Source organism: Streptomyces sp. NPDC051041 (genome assembly GCF_044456065.1).
GTDB lineage: Bacteria > Actinomycetota > Actinomycetes > Streptomycetales > Streptomycetaceae > Streptomyces > Streptomyces glaucus.
This window is the reverse complement of sequence record NZ_JBITFM010000013.1, coordinates 154,772-173,010: the sequence shown is the minus strand read 5'-3', so window position 1 is coordinate 173,010 and position 18,239 is coordinate 154,772. Positions and strand designations below refer to the sequence as shown.

Annotated in this window: 16 protein-coding genes and 1 pseudogene; 10 read left to right on the top strand and 7 right to left on the bottom strand. The window is 74.6% G+C overall.

Annotated elements, in window-relative coordinates:
* The 3 genes and pseudogenes from ACIBAI_RS20950 to ACIBAI_RS20940 form a co-directional block, all read left to right on the top strand.
* Window positions 1–312, top strand: a pseudogene (locus ACIBAI_RS20950) (3-isopropylmalate dehydratase small subunit); the annotation flags it as partial.
* 285 nt (window positions 313–597) lie between these two features.
* Entirely contained in the window at window positions 598–828 is a 231-nt protein-coding gene (locus ACIBAI_RS20945; RefSeq protein WP_399036275.1) for a hypothetical protein, read from the top strand.
* A gap of 136 nt (window positions 829–964) precedes the next feature.
* Window positions 965–1,603, top strand: coding sequence for an HU family DNA-binding protein (locus ACIBAI_RS20940; RefSeq protein ID WP_399036272.1), 639 nt, complete (start codon window positions 965–967; stop codon window positions 1,601–1,603).
* A 105-nt stretch (window positions 1,604–1,708) separates the two neighbouring features.
* On the opposite strand, the gene ACIBAI_RS20935 is transcribed toward ACIBAI_RS20940, so the two are convergent.
* A complete protein-coding gene (locus ACIBAI_RS20935) occupies window positions 1,709–1,912 on the bottom strand; it encodes a hypothetical protein (RefSeq protein WP_399036271.1) in 204 nt (67 codons plus the stop codon).
* A 9-nt stretch (window positions 1,913–1,921) separates the two neighbouring features.
* On the bottom strand, window positions 1,922–2,560 hold the full coding sequence (gene cofC / locus ACIBAI_RS20930; RefSeq protein WP_399036269.1) for a 2-phospho-L-lactate guanylyltransferase: 639 nt from the start codon (window positions 2,558–2,560) through the stop codon (window positions 1,922–1,924).
* A 154-nt stretch (window positions 2,561–2,714) separates the two neighbouring features.
* Between cofC and ACIBAI_RS20925 the strand changes: the two genes are divergently transcribed.
* The 3 genes from ACIBAI_RS20925 to ACIBAI_RS20915 are packed head-to-tail and all read left to right on the top strand — an operon-like array spanning window position 2,715 to window position 5,715.
* On the top strand, window positions 2,715–3,491 hold the full coding sequence (locus ACIBAI_RS20925; protein ID WP_399036267.1) for a lysophospholipid acyltransferase family protein: 777 nt from the start codon (window positions 2,715–2,717) through the stop codon (window positions 3,489–3,491).
* Window positions 3,488–4,498, top strand: coding sequence for an NAD(P)H-dependent glycerol-3-phosphate dehydrogenase (locus ACIBAI_RS20920; protein WP_399036265.1), 1,011 nt, complete (start codon window positions 3,488–3,490; stop codon window positions 4,496–4,498). The genes ACIBAI_RS20925 and ACIBAI_RS20920 overlap by 4 nt, the downstream gene beginning before the upstream one ends.
* Before the next feature lie 59 nt (window positions 4,499–4,557).
* Window positions 4,558–5,715 (top strand): D-alanine--D-alanine ligase family protein, encoded by a 1,158-nt coding sequence (locus tag ACIBAI_RS20915; protein WP_399036264.1) that lies wholly within the window; start codon window positions 4,558–4,560, stop codon window positions 5,713–5,715.
* 27 nt (window positions 5,716–5,742) lie between these two features.
* Here ACIBAI_RS20915 and ACIBAI_RS20910 read toward each other — a convergent pair whose 3' ends face one another.
* Window positions 5,743–6,234 carry a DUF3515 domain-containing protein gene (locus ACIBAI_RS20910; RefSeq protein WP_399036262.1) on the bottom strand — a complete coding sequence of 164 codons (492 nt, stop codon included), beginning with the start codon at window positions 6,232–6,234 and terminating at the stop codon, window positions 5,743–5,745.
* A gap of 20 nt (window positions 6,235–6,254) precedes the next feature.
* A complete protein-coding gene (locus ACIBAI_RS20905; RefSeq protein WP_399036260.1) occupies window positions 6,255–6,488 on the bottom strand; it encodes an Lrp/AsnC family transcriptional regulator in 234 nt (77 codons plus the stop codon).
* 212 nt (window positions 6,489–6,700) lie between these two features.
* Here ACIBAI_RS20905 and ACIBAI_RS20900 point away from each other — a divergent pair, with 212 nt between their 5' ends.
* Window positions 6,701–7,666, top strand: a complete 966-nt coding sequence (locus tag ACIBAI_RS20900) for a thiamine-phosphate kinase (RefSeq protein WP_344609268.1) — start codon at window positions 6,701–6,703, stop codon at window positions 7,664–7,666.
* Complete coding sequence (gene thiD / locus ACIBAI_RS20895) at window positions 7,663–8,463, top strand: bifunctional hydroxymethylpyrimidine kinase/phosphomethylpyrimidine kinase (RefSeq protein WP_399036258.1); 801 nt, start codon at window positions 7,663–7,665, stop codon at window positions 8,461–8,463. Before ACIBAI_RS20900 ends, thiD begins: the two co-directional genes overlap by 4 nt.
* A 200-nt stretch (window positions 8,464–8,663) precedes the next feature.
* On the opposite strand, the gene rpmB is transcribed toward thiD, so the two are convergent.
* Window positions 8,664–8,849, bottom strand: a complete 186-nt coding sequence (gene rpmB, locus ACIBAI_RS20890) for a 50S ribosomal protein L28 (RefSeq protein ID WP_003993230.1) — start codon at window positions 8,847–8,849, stop codon at window positions 8,664–8,666.
* 267 nt (window positions 8,850–9,116) lie between these two features.
* Between rpmB and ACIBAI_RS20885 the strand changes: the two genes are divergently transcribed.
* Window positions 9,117–10,952, top strand: coding sequence for a DAK2 domain-containing protein (locus tag ACIBAI_RS20885; protein ID WP_399036256.1), 1,836 nt, complete (start codon window positions 9,117–9,119; stop codon window positions 10,950–10,952).
* A 41-nt stretch (window positions 10,953–10,993) separates the two neighbouring features.
* On the opposite strand, the gene ACIBAI_RS20880 is transcribed toward ACIBAI_RS20885, so the two are convergent.
* Both ACIBAI_RS20880 and ACIBAI_RS20875 read right to left on the bottom strand, forming a co-directional pair.
* On the bottom strand, window positions 10,994–13,921 hold the full coding sequence (locus ACIBAI_RS20880; protein WP_399036255.1) for a tetratricopeptide repeat protein: 2,928 nt from the start codon (window positions 13,919–13,921) through the stop codon (window positions 10,994–10,996).
* Complete coding sequence (locus ACIBAI_RS20875) at window positions 13,921–15,756, bottom strand: HSP90 family protein (RefSeq protein WP_399036293.1); 1,836 nt, start codon at window positions 15,754–15,756, stop codon at window positions 13,921–13,923. The genes ACIBAI_RS20880 and ACIBAI_RS20875 overlap by 1 nt, the downstream gene beginning before the upstream one ends.
* Before the next feature lie 195 nt (window positions 15,757–15,951).
* On the opposite strand from ACIBAI_RS20875, the gene recG reads away from it, so the two are divergent.
* The gene (gene recG / locus ACIBAI_RS20870; RefSeq protein WP_399036253.1) at window positions 15,952–18,156 is read left to right on the top strand and encodes an ATP-dependent DNA helicase RecG; all 2,205 of its coding nucleotides are present in this window, start codon (window positions 15,952–15,954) and stop codon (window positions 18,154–18,156) included.
* Window positions 18,157–18,239 lie beyond the last annotated feature (83 nt).

Genomic DNA, 18,239 nt, shown 5'->3' with positions numbered 1-18,239 from the left:
TCCCGCTTCGCCGACATCTTCCGCGGCAACAGCCTCAAGAACGGCCTGCTCACCGTGGTCCTCGACCAGCGGGTCGTGGACGCGCTGTGGGAGCTCACCGAACGCGACCCGCAGGCCGAGATCACCGTCGACCTGGTCGGGCGCGAGGTGCGCGCCGGGGGCGTCACCGCCTCCTTCGAGCTGGACGAGAACTCCCGCTGGAGGCTGCTGAACGGCCTGGACGACATCTCGATCACGCTGCGGAACGAGGCCGACATCGCCGCCTACGAGGAGAAGCGCCCGTCGTTCAAGCCGCGGACGCTCCAGGTCTGAGCCAGGACGCCCTCTGGTCTGAACCTGCCTCCGGGCAAGGTCGACTTTCGGCCACCCCGGATACCCGCCGTACCCCCGATCAGCCCGATCGGGGGTACGGCCGTCTCTGCGCCCGGACCACTGCGAGCGGCCCTGCGCTCCCGCTCAACTTCCCTCGTTACGGCGGTGGTTGCCGGGGTACGTGAGGGCTGTACCCGCAGCTTCCCCAGATGCCCGGAAGGCTGTCCGAGGCGGCAGTTGCCCCCTGCGCAGGCGACAACTCGCCCCAGATGGCACAATCTGTGCATGGAACACGACGGCCAACTCCAGCTCTACAAGGCGGTCGCGGTCCAACTCAAGGAAGCGCACGCAAGGGTGCGCGCACTGCAAGTCCCGGAGGGCGTACGGATGGCGCTGACCCGGAAGCTGCTGGTCATCACGGCCGCGGCCAAGCACGATCTCGCCGATGCGGCAAGGCGTCTGGAGCGGTTCGCCACGGATCTCGACGAGGGTCGGCTCCCCGGCGAGGAACGCTGAACGGGCCGGGGCAGTCGAGTCGGCTGCGGCACAAGGGTGATAAGCCCGTTTCGTGTTTGATTTGCGGTATATATCTGCCTAACGTGCGAAAAAGCTTGAACAGTTTCGTTCGGGCGATGTCTCCGAAGGGGAAGACGTGAACAAGGCGCAGCTCGTAGAAGCGATTGCCGACAAGATGGGCGGCCGCCAGCAGGCCGCCGATGCCGTCGACGCGGTACTGGACGCCATCGTCCGAGCGGTGGTCGCGGGTGACCGGGTCTCGGTCACCGGTTTCGGCTCGTTCGAGAAGGTGGACCGTCCGGCCCGGTACGCCCGCAACCCGCAGACGGGCGAGCGGGTTCGGGTCAAGAAGACCTCCGTTCCGCGTTTCCGCGCAGGTCAGGGCTTCAAGGATCTGGTGAGCGGCTCGAAGAAGCTGCCGAAGAACGACATCGCGGTCAAGAAGGCGCCCAAGGGCAGCCTGTCCGGCCCGCCGCCCACCATTTCGAAGGCCGCCGGGAAGAAGGCCGCCGCGAAGAAGACCACGGGCGCGGCGGCCAAGAAGACCGCGACGGCCGCCAAGACCACGGCGGCGAAGACCACCGCCAAGAAGGCCGCCCCCACGGCGAAGAAGGCGGCGGCCAAGAAGACCGCGACGGCCGCCAAGACCACGGCGGCGAAGACCACCGCCAAGAAGGCGCCCGCCAAGAAGGTCACGGCCAAGAAGGCGCCCGCCAAGAAGTCGACCGCGCGCAAGACCGCGGCCAAGAAGACCACCGCCCCCCGCACCAAGTAAGCAGCAGGCCGCGCAGGGCACAGGGACACTCACACGCCGGGCCGGACTCCCGCACGGAGTCCGGCCCGCGGCGTGTGCGGGGCCCGGACGCGCGGGGCCCCGGGGTCAGAACGTCTGCAGCGTCACCAGCGTGATCCGGCGGGCCGCGCCCTCGCCCTCGGTCTCGATGCGCACCCGCTGCCCCGGGCGCAGCAGCCTCAGCCCGCCCGCGTCGAACGCCGCCGCGTCGAAGGGCACGGGCGTGCCGTCGTCCAGGAGCACCTGCCCGCTGCGGCTCTCGGGGTCGTACGTGTACGCGGTCGCCTGCATGGCGGCAGCCTACTGCCCCGGGATCAGCAGCCGCGCCGCCGCGGCTGCCGTGCGGGGGCCCACCCCCAGGGCGAGCGCGGTCCGCAGGTCCTCGCCGGTGTCCACGTCCTGCCGCACGGAGTCCACCGCGTCCAGGGCGAGCTCGACCGCTCCCGAGGCGCGGTGGCGGGCGCGCGAGCCGGCGCCGAAGGCGGGGCGCAGTTCCCGGCCCGGTGCGGCGGCCAGCAAGGTGGTGCCGACCGCGGCCGCGTCGGGGAGGAAAGCGCGCGGAAATCCGGCCGCCGCGTCCAGGACCCGGGCCAGTTCCGGCGGACGCAGCGCCGGGAGGTCGGCGTTCAGGGCGGCCACGGCGCTGCGCGGACGGGCCGCCCGCACGAGGGCCGCGGCGTGCGCCAGCGCGGCGTTCAGGCCGGCGCCGGGCTCGTCCGGGACGATCCGGGCGCCCAGTGCGGCCAGCTCGCGTCCGGCCACGGCGTCGTCCGTGACGACGACCACACCCCGCACCGCCGGGCAGGCCAGCGCGGCGGCCACGGTGTCCTGCGCGAAGGCGAGGGCGAGGCCCGGCCGCAGCCCGTCGCCGGCCGTGTCCGCGAGTCTGCTCTTGGCCCGCGCCAAGGGCTTCAGGGGGATGACCAAGATCCACTGCACGAGCGTTCCGTCCCTCTCTTGTCGCGGCCATTGTCACCCGGGCCATCGGGGGGCCGTCGTGCCGGGGCGTACGGTGTTCTCGACAGACCGGCGGCCCGGGGCGACACTTGTGCGGCCCCCGGCCCCGTTCCACGCCCTAGAGAAAGGTGTCCGCGTGCCCCGCCGCAGAATCGGCTTCTGGTACCGCTTCGCCGCGGTGATCTGCAAACCGCCGCTGGTGGTTCTGCTCAAGCGGGACTGGCGTGGAATGGAGAACATTCCGGCGGAGGGCGGATTTATCACGGTCGTGAACCATAATTCGCATATCGACCCCTTCGCGTACGCGCATTTCCAGTACAACACCGGGCGTGTTCCGCGATTCCTGGCGAAGAGCGGCCTTTTCAAGAAAGGATTCGTCGGCGCCGCGATGCGCGGCACCGGGCAGATCCCCGTCTACCGCGAGAGCACGGACGCGCTCAGCGCCTTCCGCGCCGCGATCGACGCCGTGGAGCGCGGCGAGTGCGTCGCCTTCTACCCCGAGGGCACCCTCACCCGCGACCCGGACGGCTGGCCCATGACCGGCAAGACCGGCGCCGCGCGCGTCGCCCTGCAGACCAGGTGCCCGGTCATCCCGGTCGCGCAGTGGGGCTGCAACGAACTGCTGCCGCCGTACGCCAGGAAACCCCGCCTCCTCCCGCGCAAGACCCACCACGTGCTCGCCGGGCCGCCCGTGGACCTCTCCCGCTTCTACGGCCGGGAGATGACCGCGGAGCTGCTGAAGGAGGCGACCGAGGTCATCATGGCCGCCATCACCCGCCAGCTGGAGGAGATCCGCGGCGAGAAGGCGCCCGCCACGCCCTACGACCCGCGCCGGGAGCGGATCGAGCAGCGCCGCCGGACCCAGGCGCAGACCCGGGGCAGGCAGGTGCAGGAAGAGGGGCAGGGCACGTGAGCAAGCCGGTCAAGGCCGCCGTCTTCGGCACCGGATCGTGGGGGACCGCCTTCGGGATGGTCCTCGCCGACGCGGGCTGCGAGGTCGTGCTGTGGGCGCGCCGCGCCGAGCTCGTCGACGCCGTCAACTCCACCCGCGCCAACCCCGACTACCTGCCCGGCGTCGAACTCCCGCGGAACCTGCGGGCCACCGCCGACCCCGCCGAGGCCGCGCGGGACGCCGACTTCGCCGTCCTCGCCGTCCCGTCCCAGACCCTGCGCGGCAACCTCGCCGACTGGGCGCCGCTGCTCGCGCCCGGCACCGTGGTGGTGTCCCTGATGAAGGGCATCGAACTCGGCTCCGCCATGCGGATGAGCGAGGTCGTCCAGGACGTCGCCGGGATCGGCGCCGAGCGCATCGCCGTGGTCACCGGGCCCAACCTGGCCCGCGAGATCGCCGCCCGGATGCCGGCCGCCGCCGTGGTCGCCTGCACCGACGAGGCCGTCGCCCGGCGGCTCCAGGCCGCCTGCCACACCCCGTACTTCCGCCCCTACACCAACACCGACGTGGTGGGCTGCGAACTCGGGGGAGCGGTCAAGAACGTGATCGGCCTGGCCGTCGGCATCGCGGACGGCATGGGCCTCGGCGACAACGCCAAGGGCTCGCTCATCACCCGCGGCCTCGCCGAGACCACCCGGCTCGGTGTGGCGCTCGGCGCCGACCCGCTGACGTTCTCCGGACTCGCGGGCCTGGGCGACCTGGTGGCTACCTGCTCCTCGCCGCTGTCCCGCAACCACACCTTCGGCACCAACCTCGGCAAGGGCATGACCCTGGAGGAGACCATCGCGGTCACCCGGCAGACCGCGGAGGGCGTCAAATCCTGCGAGTCGGTGCTGGATCTGGCCCGCCGGCACGGCGTCGACATGCCGATCACGGAGACGGTCGTCGACATCGTGCACGAGGGCAAGCCGCCAGTGGTGGCCCTGAAGGAACTGATGTCGCGCAGCGCGAAGCCCGAGCGACGCTGAGCGAAGGCGCGGGGCGGACGCTGCCTCCGGGCCCTACCAACGGGTACTCTCATCGCGATATGAGCACCGAGAACCTCCCCCAGAGCCCCGAGCAGCCGCCCCGCAAGCCGCGTGTGGCCGTCGTGTTCGGCGGGCGCAGCTCCGAACACGGAATCTCCGTGGTCACCGCAGGCGCGGTCCTGAGGGCCATCGACCGGACGAAGTACGACGTCCTGCCGATCGGCATCACCCGGGACGGCCGTTGGGCGCTCACCGCCGACGAACCGGAGCGCATGGCGATCACCGAGCGCCGCACGCCCAGCGTCGAGGAGCTGGCCGAGTCGGCCGAGGGCGGCGTGGTGCTCCCCGTCGACCCCGGCAACCGCGAGGTCGTCTACAGCGAGCCCGGCTCGGTGCCCAAGGCGCTCGGCGAGGTCGACGTGGTCTTCCCGGTGCTGCACGGCCCGTACGGCGAGGACGGCACCCTCCAGGGCCTCCTGGAACTCTCCGGCGTCCCCTACGTCGGCTCGGGAGTGCTCGCCTCGGCCGTCGGCCAGGACAAGGAGTACATGAAGCGGGTGTTCACCTCCTTCGGGCTCAAGGTGGGCCCGTACGTGGTGATCCGGCCGCGCGAGTGGCAGCGCGACGAGCGGGCCGCCCGCAGGAAGATCGTCGACTTCGCCGGCGAGCACGGCTGGCCGCTGTTCGTGAAGCCCGCGCGCGCGGGCTCGTCGATCGGCATCACCAAGGTCGACGACCTCTCCGGCCTCGACGAGGCGATCGAGGAGGCACGGCGGCACGACCCGAAGATCCTGGTGGAGGCGGCGCTGCGGGGCCGCGAGATCGAGTGCGGGGTGCTGGAGTTCGAGGACGGCCCCCGGGCCTCCGTGCCGGCCGAGATCCCGCCGCCGGAGGCGCACGCGTACTACGACTTCGAGGCCAAGTACATCGACTCCACCCCCGGCGTCGTGCCGGCCCCGCTGACCGACGAGCAGACCGCCGAGGTGCGGCGGCTCGCCGTGGAGGCGTTCGAGGCGGCGTCGTGCGAAGGGCTGGTGCGGGCGGACTTCTTCCTCACCGAGGACGGGGAGTTCGTGATCAACGAGATCAACACGATGCCCGGCTTCACGCCGATCTCGATGTACCCGCAGATGTGGCAGGCGAGCGGGGTGAGCTACCCGGAGCTGATCGACCGGCTGGTGCGGGCGGCGCTGCGCAGGCCGACGGGTCTGCGCTGAGACGCGCTCCCCGGGGAACCCCGCGCCTCAGGAGGCGATCCCCTCGGGGATCGCCTCCTTGACGGCCGGCGCCAGGTCGACCAGCGGAGCCATGCCGCCGGCGGTGCGCTCCTCGGGGACGGTCACCTCGACGTACGCCGTCCGCAGCGTCGTGGTGAACCGGAACGCCCCGCCGTCGAGCTTCTCCAGCAGCCAGCCCACTCCGTTCACCTCGACCCCGTCGGCCCCGGAGTCGTTCATCGCGGCGGGCCGCGGCACACCGCACCGAAGTATGATCGCCGGGCTGCCCCAGCCCGCGGTCAGCGCGGACGCGGGCTCGGGATCGCCGCGGCTTTCTCCGTCCACCTTCGCCGGCAGTACCTTGTCCAGGTTCCGGCACACCTTCGCGACCTCGGCGTCCGGGCTGGGAACCGCCGCCGACGCGCGGTCGTCTGCTGAGGAGCAGCCCGCGACGGCGATCGGGAGAGCGAGCGCGGACGCGCCGAGGACGAAGCGGCGCCGGTGACGGAGAAGGTTCACCGGCCCAGGGTAGACGGGGGCTACAGATGGACGACCGGGCAGGTCAGGGTGCGGGTGATGCCGTCCACCTGCTGGATCTTGGCGACCACCATGCGGCCCAGGTCGTCGACGGTGTCGGCCTGGGCCCGCACGATCACGTCGTACGGTCCCGTCACGTCCTCGGCCTGGACGACTCCGGGAATCCCGCCGATCGTCTCGGCGACGGTCGACGCCTTGCCGACCTCCGTCTGGATCAGGATGTACGCCTGTACCACGGAACCTCCAGGGCGGCCACGAGGATCATGTGGGGAAAAGGAACGCCACGGTATCGCGTCGCCGCTCACCGCGGGGAGACCCGGGGTGAACGGACCGTGCGCGCCGGGGTGCGGGTACGAGCACGACACAAGACGGCGGTCACTTCGACCGTAGCGAGGTCGGAGAGGGCCCGCGACCGGGCATGGACAGGGACAGAAGGGGAGAAAGGGCAATGAAGGGCACTGTTGGTGAGCTCGGGGAGTTCGGGCTCATCAGGGAGCTCACCTCCCGTCTCACCACCACCCCGGCGGTCCGGGTCGGCCCCGGCGACGACGCCGCGGTGGTGGCCGCGCCCGACCGCCGGGTCGTGGCCAGCACCGACATCCTCGTGGAGGGGCGGCACTTCCGCCGCGACTGGTCCACCGCCTACGACGTGGGCCGCAAGGCCGCCGCGCAGAACCTCGCGGACATCGCCGCCATGGGCGCCGTGCCGACCGCGCTGCTGCTCGGCCTGGTCGTCCCCGCCGAACTGCCGGTGACCTGGCCGACCGAGCTGATGGACGGCCTGCGCGACGAGTGCCAGGTCGCGGGCGCCGCCGTGGTCGGCGGGGACGTCGTGCGCGGCGACACCATCACCGTGTCGATCACCGCGCTCGGCGACCTGCGCAACCAGGAGCCCGTGACCCGGGCCGGCGCCCAGCCCGGCGACCTCGTCGCGGTGACCGGCTGGCTCGGCTGGTCCGCGGCCGGGTACGCGGTCCTGTGCCGCGGCTTCCGCTCGCCGCGCGCCTTCGTCGAGGCGCATCGCCGCCCCGAGCCGCCGTACCACGCGGGACCGGCCGCCGCGGCGCTCGGCGCGACCGCGATGTGCGACGTCAGCGACGGGCTGATCGCGGACCTCGGGCACATCGCGGAGGCCAGCAAGGTGCGCATCGACATCCGCTCCGGGGCGATCGACATACCGTCCCAGATGAACGACATCGGGCAGGCCGTCGGCGTCGACCCCATGCAGTGGGTGCTGACCGGGGGAGAGGACCACGCGATCGTGGCGACCTTCCCGCCGGACGTGAAGCTGCCCGCCCGCTGGAAGGTCATCGGCGAGGTCCTCAACCCCTCGGCGCTGCCCCAGGTGACGGTCGACGGGGCGCCGTGGACCAGCCAGGGCGGCTGGGACCACTTCGGGGACATCGAGTCATGAGCGCGCCGCCCCGGGTGCTGACGGTCGCGGGCTCCGACTCCGGCGGGGGCGCCGGCGTCCAGGCCGACCTGAAGACCATGCTCGCGCTCGGCGTGCACGGCATGAGCGTGATCACCGCGGTGACCGCGCAGAACTCGCTCGGCGTGCAGGGCGCCTGGGAGCTGCCCGTGGAGTCGGTGCGGGCCCAGTACCGCAGCGTCGTCGACGACATCGGGGTCCAGGCGGTCAAGACCGGGATGCTCGCCTCGGCGGGACTCGTCGAGGCGGTGGCCGAGTTGGCCGGCGGCACGGACGCCCCGGTGGTCGTCGACCCGGTCGGGGTGTCCAAGCACGGCGATCCGCTGCTCGCCGCGTCCGCGCTGGACTCCGTCCGCACGAAGCTGCTGCCGGTGGCGACCGTCGTGACGCCGAACCTCGACGAGGTGGCGCAACTGACCGGCGTCCGCGTCGAGTCGGAGGAGCAGCTGCGGGACGCGGCGGCGGCCGTGCTGGCGTACGGGCCGCGCTGGGCGCTGATCAAGGGCGGTCACCTGCCCGGAGAGGCGGTCGACCTGCTGACCGACGGCTCCGAGGAGCACTGGCTGCGGGCGCCGCGCCACGACAACCGGCACACGCACGGCACCGGCTGCACCCTCGCCTCCGCCGTCGCGTGCGGGCTGGCGAAGGGGCTGCCGGTGCCGGAGGCGGTGGCGGCGGCCAAGGCGTACGTCACCGGGGCGATCGCGGCCGGGTTCGCCCTCGGCGCGGGGATCGGGCCCGTGGACCACGGGTGGGCGCTCGAACGGCGCGCTCGCTGAGCCGGGCGCCGGCCGCGCGGAAGCGGCTTCACGAGCCCGGCGCCGGCGGCCGGCCTCCCGGTGAGGCCGGCCGCCGGGCGGGAGCCGAGCGGCCGGTGCGCGCGGCTCGGCAGGGCCGCGGGCACGGCAAGAAGCCGGCCCACCAGAGGTGGACCGGCTCCGTGCGGCGAACCAGGCAGTGGCCGCGCGCTAGCTGAGCGTCAGCGCGAGACCTTGCCGGCCTTGATGCACGAGGTGCAGGCGTTCACGCGCTTCGGCGTCCCGCCGACCACGGTACGCACACGCTGGATGTTCGGGTTCCAGCGGCGGGACGTACGGCGGTGCGAGTGCGAGATGTTGTTGCCGAAGCCCGGCCCCTTGCCGCAGACGTCGCAGTTGGCAGCCACGGGTCACTCCAAAGACTTCAGATGCACTTACGGTTAATCCCGGCATGCCGGGATCGAGATCTTAGGCTCTTCGAGCGGTCGAGATCTGAATGGCGCTGCCAGGGGACAAGCCCGATCAGGATCGGGCAACCGGAGCAGCATACAACGGCTGCGCCCGTGCAACGAAATTACCATGGCAGCCCACGACCCCGTCCCCGGCCCTGTTCCGGCCGGCACCGGCCCGGGGTCTACGCTGCGAGCCACGTCCAGCAGCTCAGGGAGGCGCAGGTGGCGCAGGTGCCGCAGAGATTCCTCGACGCTCTCGCGGTGCGCACCTGGTGCGGTCTGGCGCTTCAGGCGCTGGGGCGGACGCGGGCGGAGATCGACGCGATCAACGTCTATCCCGTGGCGGACGGGGACACCGGGACGAACCTGTACCTGACGGTGGAGTCGGCCGTCGCGGCCGTCGAGGCGGTGTTCGCGGGCCACGAGGCGGGCTCCGGCCGCGCGCCGGCGGCCGCCGGGCCGTCGCTGGCCGAGGCGGTGCGGGCGATGGCGCACGGGGCGCTGATCGGGGCGCGGGGCAACTCCGGGACGATCCTGGCGCAGCTGCTGCGCGGGATGGCCCAGGTGCTCGCGGACCCGGGACGGAGCGCGCACACCGACGGGCAGGGGCTGCGGCTCGCCCTGCGGCGCGCGGCCGACTCCGCCCGCCGGGCCGTCGCCCACCCCGTCGAGGGCACGGTCCTCACGGTGGCCTCGGCCGCCGCCGACGCGGCCGACGGCGCGGGGGGCGACTGCGGCTCGGTCGCCCGGGCGGCCTACGAGGGGGCCCGCGCGGCCCTGGCCGCGACCCCGGGACAGCTGGCCGCCCTGGAGCGGGCCGGGGTGGTCGACGCCGGCGGCCAGGGCCTCGTCACGGTGCTCGCGGCACTGGTGCAGACGCTGACGGGGGAGATCCCGCGGGAGGCGGCCGGTCCGGGAGGGCACGCGCGCGCGGGACGGGCCGGCCTGGAGGCGGCCGCGCGCGCGGGGCGGGCCCGGCAGGGCGGTACCGGGACGGCGGCGGCCCCCGGCGGGCACGCGCCCGGGGAGCAGTCCGGTCCCGGCGGCTCCGGGACGCCGGCGCCCGCCGTGCCCCACGCGCGCACGGGGCACGGCGACGCGGCCGCCCCCGACGCGTGCGCGGCGCACGCGAGCGGCCCCGCCTTCGAGGTGATCTACCTCCTGGAGGCCGAGGACGCGGCCGTGGCGCGGCTGCGGGAACGGCTCGACGCCCTCGGGGACTCGCTCGTCGTGGTCGGCGGGGACGGGCTGTGGAACGTCCACGTGCACGTGGACGACGCGGGCGCCGCCGTGGAGGCGGGCGTCGAGGCCGGACGGCCGCACCGCATCCGGATCACGCACTTCGGCGCCGGGGACGCGCACACCACCGGCGGCGAGCGGCCGGCCCGGGAACGGGCCCGGCGCGCCGTCGTCGCCGTCGTGCCCGGCGAGGGCCTGGCCGGACTGTACGCCGAGGCCGGCGCGACCACCGTGCTCGCCCGCCCCGGGGAGCCGCCCGCCAGCGGGGAGCTCCTGGCGGCCCTGCGGCGGGCCCACGCGCGCGAGGTGGTGCTGCTGCCCAACGACGCCGACCTGCGCCACACCGCGGCCGCGGCGGCCGAGCAGGCCCGCGCGGAGGGCATCCGCGTCGCCCTCATCCCGACCCGCTCCGCGGTCCAGGGCATCGCGGCGCTCGCCGTGCACGAACCCGGGCGGCGCTTCGACGAGGACGTCGTGGCGATGACCTCGGCGGCCGGCGCGACCCGGTACGCCGAGGTCACCGTCGCCGAACGCCAGGCGTGGACCACCGCCGGCATCTGCCAGGCCGGCGACGTCCTCGGCCTCATCGACGGCGACGTGGCCGTGATCGGCCCGGACGTCACCGCCACCGCCGAGACCGTCCTCGACCGCATGCTCCGGGCGGGCGGCGAGATGGTCACCCTGGTCCTCGGCGACGAGGCGCCCGAGTCCGTCGCCGACCGCCTCGAAACCCGCGTCCGCGAGTCCTACCTCGCCGTGGACACGGTGGTGTACCGGGGCGGCCGGCAGGGGGCCCTGCTGCTCATCGGGGTCGAGTAGCGCCGGGGCCCGCCCGGGGCGTCGGCCGGCCCGTCAGCCCGTCAGCCCGTCCGCTCCCGCGCCAGCCGGAGCAGCTGCTCCGCCTCCGCCCGCCGGGCCCGTACCGCCTCGGCCCCGCCGTCCGCGTCCTCGTACGCCGCCAGCACCGCACGCGCGCGTGCCGCCGCCCGCGCGGGGCGGCTCAGGTCGGTCTCCAGCCAGCCGGCGGAGAGCTCGGCGCCGGTGCGGCTGTGCAGGGCGGCGCCGCCCAGCGAGGCGAAGACCTCGATCGCCCGCTCCGTCCGGTCGAGGGCGGCCTCGAAGACGGCCCGGATCGCCTCGTCCCCGGCGTCGTCGGAGACGGACCGGGCGAGCAGGTCGCCGTACTGCCGGTGGGTGTGGCCGAGCTCGGCGACGAGCTGCCGGCGGGCCTCCGCGTCGTCCGCCGCGTCCAGCGCCGCCTCGCACACGCGCACCGCCTCCGCCATCAGCGCCTGCGCCGCCCGCGGGTCCTCCTCCGCGCGCAGCGCGAGCCACGCGCGGGCGCGCAGGGAGCGGACGAGGCCGTGGACGTCGCCGAGGTCGCGCCACAGGGCGCCCGCGCGCGCGTACGCCCGCTCCGCCTCGGCGGGCAGTCCCGCCTGCTCCAGGGACTCGGCGGCGAGATGGGCGAGGGTCGCGTGGTCGCGCTGCTCGGGCCAGTGCCGGGCGGTCTCCGCCGCCCGCAGCCGGTGCTCGGCGGCCGCCCGGTGCTCCCCGAGCTCGCTCAGGCAGTCCCCGAGCCACCACCGCGCCTGGACGACCGCGCCGTCGCCGTGCGTCTCGGCCGCCAGGTCGGGCAGCGCCGACTCCAGCACCTCGGCGGCCTCGGCCCACCGCCCCTGCCGCAGCAGGAACCCGCCCAGCAGGTGCCGCGCCCAGGCGCCGAGCGTCGGGCCCTCACCGGCCTCGTCGGCCCAGTGCGCGGCCTGAAGGGCGTGCTCGGCGGCCTCCTCGGCGAGGTCCCGGCCGCCGAGCACCTCGGCGAGCTGCAGGTGCAGCTGGGCCCGCCCGGTCGCCTCCAGGTGCGGTCCGCCGTGTTCCAGGGCCGCCCGCAGGGCCCGCTCCGTCTCCGCGACGTCGCCGAGGTGGTGGGCCAGCTGGGCGAGCCGGGCCTCGTACTCGACCGCGAACCAGGGCAGCCCCGCGCCGGTGAACGCCTCGGCGGCCCGCGCGAACAGCTCCGCGCCCGCCCGCACGTCCCCGCGGCGGGACGCCAGCTCCGCGAGCATCGCCAGCCCCTCGGCCCGCCGCGCGGCGAGCCGTACGTGCTCACCGGTGCGCCCCTCGACGAGCGCCAGTACCTCCCGCACGGCCGCCTCGGCCGCTTCGGCGGCCGACGGCTCGACGGGGCCCTCGGCCCCGTGCACCCGCCGCATCAGGATCCGCGCCCGGCTCAGCGCCACGGTCGCCGTCTGCCGCAGGCCCGTGCCGCCCTCGGCGTACAGCGCGAGGACCCGGTCGTACGGCTCGGCGACCGCGGCCAGCGCCCCGTCGACGTCCCCGGCGAGCGCGCGGACGTAGGCGGCACGCGCGCGTGCCGCCAGGGATTCGCCCGGGTCGCCCGCCTCCGCGTACAGCTCGGCCGCGCGTTCCAGCAGCTCGGCGCCGTCCGGGCCGAGGCGCATCGACTCGTGGTCGGCGATCTCCGCCCGGGCGCGCGCGTCCAGCTCGGCGTCCCGCGCGGCCCCGGCCACCGCCGCCCACGCCTCCATGGCGTGCGGCTGCAGGGTGTCCGACAGCCGCCGCGCCTCGGCGAGCAGGGCGGGCAGGTCGGGCGGGCCGGGCTCCTCCGGCCGCGCCGGAGCCGGCGAGGGGGCCGCCGGAGTCCGCACCCGCGCCGCCCGCACCCCCAGCGGCAGCCGTTCCGCCAGCGGCGCCCGGTCCATCCGCGCGCGCACCCGCCGGCCCACGTGCGGGGTGCCGTTGCGCCGGTCGAAGCGCTCCGCGAGCGCCAGCGCCTCCGTGCGCGCGTGCGCGGCGAGTTCGCGCGCGGTCCACGCCCGGCCGGCCGGGCCGGGCACCCGCCGGTCGCCCAGCCCGAGCCCGGTCAGGCGGTCCATGAGCAGGGCCGTCACGGCCATGAAGTCCATCCTGCTGCGCGGATGCCCGTCGTCGGTGAAGTACGCCGGCCGCTGGGCCAGCAGCTCCAGGCCGCGCGCCTCGTTCCCGGTCAGCGCGCAGAACTCCACGTGGTCCGCGTACGCGCCGCGCATGCTCTCCATGGCGCGGACCAGCCGGAAGCCCCGCAGGTGGTGGGTGCGCGCCTCCTGGAGGCGGCCCAGGCGCAGCAGCGGCAGCAGGGAGGACGCGAGGACGGTGTGCGGCTCGTGGGCGCAGGTGAACTCGCCCTCCAGCACCGGCCGCCACAGCCGCAGCGCCTCCTCGTCCCGGCCCCGCTCCGCCTGCCACCAGCCCTGCCCGTGCAGCTCGCACGCGTGGCAGTCGGCCATGTCGTCCCGGTCGGCGGCCAGCCACGCGGCGTACGCCCGCTCGGCCCGCGCCACGTCCCCGACGTGCGCGGCCACGCTGAACTCGGCGCCGCGCACCGCCCGCTCGGAGTACCCGGCGAGCCGGTAGCGGCGCTCCATCTCGCCGAGCCACTTCTCGACCGAGGCGAGCGGGATGTGCGGCTGGTCGAGCATCCCGGCCGACATCCACTTGAAGACCCAGTGCAGGGAGTGGGCCTCGTACGCGTCGAAGTCCTCGGGGCGCTCGTCCCACATGCGCAGCAGCCGCGCGAAGGGGACGAACATCTTGTCCTTCTCGGAGCTGTAGTTGTAGACCTTCAGCTGGTGTCCGAGCGCCTCGATCACGGCGAGCGGGACGCCCAGCCGCTCCGCCTCGGCGAGCAGCTGCTCCGCGCGCGCGTTGCGGGCCGGCCCCTCCGGCTGCCCGGAGTTCTCCGCCATCGCCCGGCGCAGGGACTCGATGTCGGTGATCCCGTCCATCAGTGACCGTCCTCCCGGTGCGTGGCCCACTCCAGCAGGCCGATGAACGCCCGGTTCAGCAGGGCCGAGTCCGCGGGCCTGAGCGGGCGCTGCGCCATCAGCAGGGCCTGCCCGTACAGGGACTCGGTGGCGGTGCCGATCAGCTCCGGGTCGCCGAGCGAGCCGATCCGCCGCACCAGGGGGTTGAGGTGGTTGAGCACCAGACGCGCGCGGGGGGCGCCGCCGCGCAGCGAGCCGAGGATGCCCGCCCACAGGTCGTCGGCCTGCTCCTCGGCCTCGGCGCGGGCCTGCTCGTGGCGGGCCTGGCGGTCGTCCAGGTGCAGCGCGGGCACCGAGAGCGGGTGGAAGGCGCGCAGCACCACGTCGCAGCCCAGCGGGTCGAGCCTGTCCCGCGCGGCGGCCAGGAAGCCCGCCAGGGCCAGCTCCTCGGCCGGGTCGACGGGGTCCAGGTGCGCGGTCACGGTCTCCGCGTCCAGCTCGGCGACCACGGTGCCCGGCCGCACCGAGGGCAGCGCCTCGACCAGTTCGCCGTCGTACGTGTAGCCGCCGTTGACCACGCCGATGCCCTGCGCGGACGCGATGGGCGCGACCTGCCGGTACTCCTCGACGGTCCGGGTGAAGTGCACCACCGGGTGCCGCTGCGCGAACTCCTCCAGCGACAGCCGCCCGTCGGTGGTCTCGAACGGCAGCCACGGCAGCATCGTGCGCAGCATCTCCCGGTCGTGCCGGGCGAGGGACTTCACGCCCAGGTGGTGCACCGACAGGAAGGCGGCCAGCCGTTCCGGGTCGCCGGCCGCCAGGCCCGTCAGCCAGGCGCGGATCCGCTCGCCGAGCGCCTCCCGCACGGCGGCCAGCGTCTCGTCCTCGTACAGCGACTCGCGGGAGGCCGTGGGCCTGAGGCTGTCGGTGTCGATCACGCAGCGCACGAAGAACGCCCAGTCCGGCAGCAGCTGTTCGGCCCGCTCGGTCAGCAGCATGCCCTTCAGGTGCACCCGGTGGCCCGCGCGCCGGGCCGGGCTGACCGCCGACGGCAGGACGTACGCCACCCCGCGCACCCCGGCCAGCGGGACGTCCAGGTCGATCGAGTCCAGCGGGGCGAAGCCGAACAGGTCGTGGCAGTGGCGGGCGAGGGCCACCCGCCGGGCGGCGGGGGAGGGGTAGGAGCGGTCCCACGGCGCCGGCAGGTCGGTGACCGCCTCGTCGCCCACCCGCACGTCGTACGGCAGCAGCGAGCCGAAGTCCCGCGCCAGCTCCCGCACGCGCTCGCCCGCCAGCCACTGCGCGGCCCCGGCCCGCGCCACCAGGTGCACGGTGGTGCCGGGTTCGGGCCGGGCGTCGGGCGGCAGGGTCCGCACCACGTAGGAGCCGTCGTCCCGGGCCGTCCACTCCACGGGCGGCGCGTCGGGCGTACGGGCGCTGCGGCTGACGACCCGGATCCGCTCGGCGACCACGAAACAGGCCAGCAGGCCGATGCCGAACTGGCCGAGGAAGTCGGAGCGTGCCTCCTGCAGCCCCTCGGAGCGCTTGGAGCTGCGCCCGATGGTCGCGAGCAGGCTGTGCACGTCCGCCTCGGTGAGCCCGATCCCGGTGTCCTCCACGCGCAGGCCGCCGCCGTCCGCGTACAGCCGCACGCGGGCCGGGGCACCGGGCTGTTCGGCACGGCGGGCGGTGACGGCGTCCACGGCGTTCTGCAGCAGCTCGCGCAGGTACACCCGGGGACTGGAGTAGAGGTGATGGGAGAGCAGGTCCACCAGGCCGCGCAGGTCGACCTGGAACGTGTGCGGCGACGGGGGATGCTGGCTTGCCTGGGACGGCTGTGAGGTCTGGGAGTCCATCGTCACGGCGCCGGTGGGGGGACGGGCGACGGCGCGGGGTCGGGCGGTCCCGGTGAGGCGGTGACCGCGGGGATGGCCGGAGCGCGTCATCCTACGGCCGGAACCAGCCGCCTGACCAGGGGTTTCCGTGGACGTATACGACGCGGGCGCCCGGGCGTCCGCAGCGCTGTCAGTGGCGTGGTGTGCAATGGGTCCGTGCCCGCACTGGAAGAACCGCTGCAACAACCACTGAAGTCGGTGCTCGGCCCCGCCACCGCGAAGGTGATGGCCGAGCACCTCGGCCTGCACACCGTCGGCGACCTCCTCCACCACTACCCGCGCCGGTACGAGGAGCGCGGCCAGCTCACCCACCTCGCCGACCTCCCCATGGACGAGCACGTCACGGTGGTCGCCCAGGTAGCCGAGGCCCGCCTGCACACCTTCGCCTCCGCCAAGGCGCCGCGCGGCAAGGGCCAGCGCCTGGAGGTCACCATCACGGACGGCAGCGGCCGCCTCCAGCTCGTCTTCTTCGGCAACGGCGTGCACAAGCCCCACAAGGAACTCCTGCCGGGCACCCGCGCGCTGTTCGCGGGCAAGGTCTCCGTCTTCAACCGCCGCCTCCAACTCGCCCACCCCGCCTACGAACTGCTGCGCGGCGACGGGGAGGAGACCGTCGAGTCCTGGGCCGGCGCCCTGATCCCCATCTACCCGGCGACGGCCAAGCTGGAGTCCTGGAAGATCGGCAAGGCGATCCAGACGGTGCTGCCGAGCGCCCGGGAGGCCGTCGACCCGCTGCCGCCCGCCCTGCGGGAGGGCCGCGGCCTGGTCCCCCTGCCCGAGGCCCTGCTGAAGATCCACCGCCCGCACACCAAGGCGGACATCGCCGACGCCCGCGCCCGCCTGAAGTGGGACGAGGCCTTCGTCCTCCAGGTCGCCCTCGCCCGCCGCCGCCACGCCGACGCCCAGCTCCCGGCGGTCCCGCGCGTCCCCCGCCCGGACGGCCTGCTCGCCGCCTTCGACGCCCGCCTGCCCTTCACCCTCACCGAGGGCCAGCGGAAGGTCTCCGAGGAGATCTTCGGCGACCTCGCGACCGACCACCCGATGCACCGGCTGCTCCAGGGGGAGGTGGGGTCCGGCAAGACCCTGGTGGCCCTGCGCGCCATGCTCGCCGTCGTCGACGCCGGCGGGCAGGCCGCGATGCTCGCGCCCACCGAGGTGCTCGCCCAGCAGCACCACCGGTCGGTCGTGGAGATGATGGGCGAGCTGGCCGAGGGCGGGATGCTCGGCGGCGCCGAGCACGCCACCAAGGTGGTGCTGCTCACCGGGTCCATGGGCGCCGCGGCCCGCCGCCAGGCGCTGCTGGACCTGGCCACCGGCGAGGCCGGCATCGTCATCGGCACGCACGCGCTGATCGAGGACAAGGTGCAGTTCCACGACCTGGGCCTGGTCGTGGTGGACGAGCAGCACCGCTTCGGCGTCGAACAGCGCGACGCCCTGCGCGGCAAGGGCAGGCAACCGCCGCACCTGCTCGTCATGACCGCCACCCCCATCCCGCGCACGGTCGCCATGACCGTCTTCGGCGACCTGGAGACCTCCGTCCTGGACCAGCTGCCGGCCGGGCGCTCGCCGATCGCCAGCCATGTCGTGCCGGCCGCCGACAAACCGCACTTCCTGGCCCGCGCCTGGGAGCGGGTGCGCGAGGAGGTGGCCGACGGCCACCAGGCGTACGTCGTCTGCCCCCGCATCGGCGACGAGGAGGACGATCCGAAGACCGCGAGGAAGGCGCCGGAGGGCGAGGCCGACAAGCGCCCGCCGCTCGCCGTCCTCGACGTCGCCGACCAGCTCGCGAAGGGACCCCTCCAGGGCCTTCGGGTCGAGGTCCTGCACGGCCGGATGCAGCCCGACGACAAGGACGCCGTCATGCGCCGCTTCGCCGCCGGCGACGCCGACGTCCTGGTCGCCACGACCGTCATCGAGGTCGGCGTCAACGTCCCCAACGCCACCGTCATGGTGATCATGGACGCCGACCGCTTCGGCGTCTCCCAGCTGCACCAGCTGCGCGGCCGGGTCGGCCGCGGCTCGGCCCCCGGCCTGTGCCTGCTGGTCACCGAGGCGCCGGAGGCGAGCGCCGCCCGCCGGCGCCTGAACGCGGTCGCCGCCACCCTCGACGGCTTCGAGCTCTCCCGCATCGACCTCGAGGAGCGCCGCGAGGGCGACGTCCTCGGCCAGGCCCAGTCCGGCACCCGCTCCTCCCTGCGGGTGCTCGCCGTCATCGAGGACGAGGAGATCATCGCCGAGGCCCGCGAGGCGGCCGCCGCGGTCGTCGCCGCCGACCCGGAGCTGACCCGTCTGCCCGCCCTGCGCACGGCGCTGGACGCCCTGCTGGACGAGGAGCGGGAGCAGTACCTGGAGAAGGGCTGACAGACTGGGGACGGCCACCGCGCGAAGCCGTCGCGGCGGCCTGCCGCCCGGGCCGCCGCCCGGCGGGCACGTCGCGCGAGCAC

Excerpts from the sequence above, each read along its gene's own strand:
- ACIBAI_RS20945 (WP_399036275.1), top strand. The coding sequence starts at position 598 with ATGGAACACGACGGCCAACTCCAGCTCTACAAGGCGGTCGCGGTCCAA.
- ACIBAI_RS20935 (WP_399036271.1), bottom strand. The coding sequence starts at position 1,912 with ATGCAGGCGACCGCGTACACGTACGACCCCGAGAGCCGCAGCGGGCAG.
- ACIBAI_RS20915 (WP_399036264.1), top strand. The coding sequence starts at position 4,558 with ATGAGCACCGAGAACCTCCCCCAGAGCCCCGAGCAGCCGCCCCGCAAG.
- ACIBAI_RS20900 (WP_344609268.1), top strand. The coding sequence starts at position 6,701 with ATGAAGGGCACTGTTGGTGAGCTCGGGGAGTTCGGGCTCATCAGGGAG.
- thiD (WP_399036258.1), top strand. The coding sequence starts at position 7,663 with ATGAGCGCGCCGCCCCGGGTGCTGACGGTCGCGGGCTCCGACTCCGGC.
- ACIBAI_RS20880 (WP_399036255.1), bottom strand. The coding sequence starts at position 13,921 with ATGGACGGGATCACCGACATCGAGTCCCTGCGCCGGGCGATGGCGGAG.
- ACIBAI_RS20875 (WP_399036293.1), bottom strand. The coding sequence starts at position 15,756 with ATGGACTCCCAGACCTCACAGCCGTCCCAGGCAAGCCAGCATCCCCCG.